4 protein-coding genes are annotated in these 3,570 nt (G+C 63.9%); 2 read left to right on the forward strand and 2 right to left on the reverse strand.

The window, feature by feature from the left end; genetic code table 11:
* A partial coding sequence (locus VGG53_RS12215) for a spirocyclase AveC family protein (protein ID WP_331518321.1) occupies positions 1–1,122 on the forward strand: 1,122 nt, incomplete at its 5' end.
* Here VGG53_RS12215 and VGG53_RS12220 read toward each other — a convergent pair.
* Positions 1,037–1,627, reverse strand: coding sequence for a TetR family transcriptional regulator (locus tag VGG53_RS12220; protein WP_331518322.1), 591 nt, complete (start codon positions 1,625–1,627; stop codon positions 1,037–1,039). The two genes, VGG53_RS12215 and VGG53_RS12220, sit on opposite strands and share 86 nt — an antisense overlap.
* 170 nt (positions 1,628–1,797) lie before the next feature.
* Here VGG53_RS12220 and VGG53_RS12225 point away from each other — a divergent pair, with 170 nt between their 5' ends.
* Positions 1,798–2,988, forward strand: coding sequence for a cytochrome P450 (locus VGG53_RS12225; protein ID WP_331518323.1), 1,191 nt, complete (start codon positions 1,798–1,800; stop codon positions 2,986–2,988).
* A gap of 23 nt (positions 2,989–3,011) precedes the next feature.
* On the opposite strand, the gene VGG53_RS12230 is transcribed toward VGG53_RS12225, so the two are convergent.
* Positions 3,012–3,570: LLM class flavin-dependent oxidoreductase (locus VGG53_RS12230; RefSeq protein WP_331518324.1), on the reverse strand; the 559-nt coding region annotated here is incomplete at its 5' end.

Consider the following 3,570-nt stretch of genomic DNA (forward strand, 5'->3'; position numbering starts at 1 on the left):
AAGTCCCCCAGGCAGGCCGAGCCGTCGGCCATCGGGCCCGCGCCGATCAAAACCATTCGGCCGGTGCTGATCTGGACGAGCATCGGCACGGTATGCGTCGTCACCGCCGGCTACGTCTACATCTCCTGGATCGCCTCTGGCAACGCGACACCGGTACATCCCGGCCCCGACCTGATCCCCAGAGCCACCCGGTGGGCGATGACCGCCTTCCAGATCGCCTGCCCGATACTGGCTTTAGGCGCGATCGTCTACGTGGTCCGAAAGAGCGTGCGTGAGCGTCAGCTGTGTGTCGAAGCCGCCATCGTGATCGGATCGGCGATCGCCTGGTGGCACGACCCGTTGATCAACTGGTTTCAGCCCGCACTGTTCTACAACGCCGGCCTGGTCAACTTCGGCAACTGGACACAGAACATTCCCGGCTGGCTGAGCCCCGACGGTCGCTTGATGGCCGAACCGGTGCTGATGATCGGAATGATCTACATCTGGATGCCGCTGGCCATGGGCTCGATCGCCCGGTGGGCCATGGGTCGCGCCCGCCACCGATGGCCGGTGCTGGGGCCCGTCCGCACCTTCTGTGCCGGTTGGCTCGCGGTCTACGTCATCGAGTTTCCGCTCGAGATCTTCGCAGTGCGCCACGGTCTGCTCGGTTATCCGGCGTCGATCCCGGGCGTCACGCTGTGGGCCGGCCAGACCATCCAGATTCCGCTGTACGGCCCCATTCTGTGGTCGTTGGTGCTGAGTTCGAGTGGTGCACTGATGTTTTTCCGCAACCGTGACGGGCAGATCCGGGTCGAGGGAGGCGTCGAAAGCCTGCGGTGGGCCGGAACACGGGTCAGAGGACTGCTGCGAGTGCTGGCGGTGACCGGCTTTGTACATGTGGTGGCGATCGGTGTGTATGACCTGCCGGTCAACCTCGCCGGTTTTTATGCCGGGCCGGTCCAGACCTACCCGAGCTATCTGCGCACGCAGTACTGCGGGCCGGGCACCCCGCGGGCCTGCCCCGACGGCACCCGATTCGACGATCGCCAGCTTCGCGCTACTTCAGCACGGCAGGCAGGGCGGCGAACTCCTGGCGGATCAGATCGTCGAGCGAACGGCCTGGCGTCGACAACCACTGGTTGAGGGCGCGCTCGACGAGCAGCATGCCGACGGCCGCCAGCAGCCGGCATTCGCTGTCGGGGGCGGGCAATCGGCGTCGTTCGGCGATCACTTTGGCGACGGTCTCGGCGTTGGCCTCGTGGTTTTTGCGCTCGCGGCCCAGCAACACGAGAGAGGACGCGACGGCCTCGTGGTACTGCGCGATCCTTTTGCGGATGCGCTTGAGGCCCGGCGCCAACAACGCGAATGACTCAGCCAACGCCTCGAAATCCGACAGCTTCTCGGGTTGAGCCAGGTAGACCCCGCTGACGGCGTCGATGAAGTCGTACTCGCCGAAGAAAAGCACCGACTCTTTGGTGGGGAAGTACCGGAAGAACGTCCTGGGCGAGACGCCCACGCTCTCGGCGATCTGCTCGGTGGTGGTCTCGTCGTACCCGTTGGAGCTGAACAGGTTCAGGGCCGCATTCAGCAGAGCATTCCGGACCCGGTCCGCATGCTCGTCCCGCGGTGATCGGTCGCCCCGGGCCATCCGCCAACCCTTTCGTTTGACTAAGTATCCCGACATTACAACGACGACGGTTGCCGGCACGTCGTTGACACTCGTTGTGGCACCGATGATACTTCCAATATATGACAGTGCACTGTCATAGTGGTAGTCAAGCGCCGGCCGGCGCCAGTAGTGAGAGGACCTCCATCGCAATGACTGAGCTCGGCACAACCGGAACGCTGAATATCAATGATCTGCCCTTTGCGCGGGACCGTACGTGCGCCTGGCGGGAACTGAGGCAGGCGGGCGAAGCGGTGAGCTCAGGCGAGGAGGTCGTGCTCACCAGCGCCGAGGCCGTGGAGTTTGCGGCCAAAAAGCCTGAGATCTTCTCCTCGGCAAAGGCTTTCGACCGTTTGGGAAGTCCCGTCCCGCTGGTGCCGATCGCGATCGATCCGCCGGATCACACTCGGTTCCGCCGAATGCTTGATCCGTTTTTCAGCCCGAAGAAGATGGCCGAGCGTGAGCCGGAACTACGCAGGCAGGCCGCCGAATTGATCGATGCCATCGTTGCGAACGGTAAGTGCGACGTGGTCACCGATCTCGCGACACCTTTTCCCTCCCAGGTGTTTCTGACCCTGTTCGGGCTGCCCATGGCGGACCGCGACCGGCTGGTGCAGTGGAAGGACGCGATTCTGCAATTCACCGATCCGAGTAGCGCTGAGGCGACCCCGGAGGTGATGGCCCACGCGCTGGAACTGTTCAGCTATCTGACCGAGCACATTGCGGAGCGGCGGGCGAATACGACCGGGAGCGACATGCTCACCCAACTGATACAAGACACCGACGAGGGCGGAATGTCGGACAACGAGATCCTGGGCCTGTGCTTCATGTTCGTGCTGGCCGGGCTGGACACCGTGACCTCCGCTGTCGGGTTCTCCCTGGCCAGGCTGGCGACCGACACCGAGATGCGTCACCGCGTCGCGAACGACTTCGCGCTCATCCCGGCGTTCATCGAGGAGATTCTGCGTGTCGACGGACCTGTCCCGTTCGCGCCACGAGTCACCACGGAGGACGTCGAGGTGGGGGGCCGGTTCGTGCCCAAGGACACCACGGTCATGCTCAGTTATGGCAGCGCCGATCGTGATCCGCGGCGATACGACGACGCTGACGGCATGCATCTCGACAGCAAGGTCGTGCACTTCGCATTCGGGCGCGGACCGCACCGGTGTCTGGGTTCGCATCTGGCGCGGCTCGAACTCCGGCTGATCCTCGAGGAATGGCATTCTCGAATACCTGAATACACTCTGGCTCAAGACGAGCCGCCGCAGATGCCGTGGCCGACGGGAACGATGTCGCTGAAATCAGTACCGCTGCACATCACGCCGTCGTCGCAGGGTCGGTGATTTCGCGGGCTTTGCGCGAACGGTCATCCGACCTTCGGGATGATTTCCTCGGCCACCCACTGCATGTGGTCGAGGTATGCATCGAGCCCGTCCAGCGCAGGCGGACTGACCCAAGTGTCCGTGACGCCGCGCTCAGCCAGCATGTTGCAGCTGTCGATGACCTGCTGGGCGGTCTGGCCGAACTGCGCATTCGGGTCGTCGATGATCGCGTGCTCCTGACCGATGGACAGCACGGCCAGGCTGTAGAACAGGGAGAACGGCCGGTCGTCGAACCCGGGCTGCGACCGTAGGTAGTCCATCTTGGCCGGCAGCTCGTCGGGTTTGGTCAGCCATGGCGCCCAGCCGTCGCCGAACCGGGCCGCTCGGCGCAGCACCGCGTCGGCGTCTCCGCCCATCCACACCGTCGGGTGGGGTTTGGAGATTGGCTTGGGCCCGAACGCAATGTCGTTGAACTTGACGAACTCGCCGTCGAAGCTTGGCGAATCGCTGTGCCACAACTCGAACATCGCCTCGAGACACTCGTCCGCTATGCGGCCACGCTTGGTGAAGGGGACACCGATCGCGTCGTACTCATCCTTGAGC

This window comes from Mycobacterium sp. (assembly GCF_036490025.1).
In the GTDB taxonomy this organism is placed as follows: domain Bacteria; phylum Actinomycetota; class Actinomycetes; order Mycobacteriales; family Mycobacteriaceae; genus Mycobacterium.

What these genes read in the sequence shown, in the direction of transcription:
- VGG53_RS12220 (WP_331518322.1), bottom strand. Translation starts at nt 1,627, where the DNA reads ATGGCCCGGGGCGACCGATCACCGCGGGACGAGCATGCGGACCGGGTC.
- VGG53_RS12225 (WP_331518323.1), top strand. Translation starts at nt 1,798, where the DNA reads ATGACTGAGCTCGGCACAACCGGAACGCTGAATATCAATGATCTGCCC.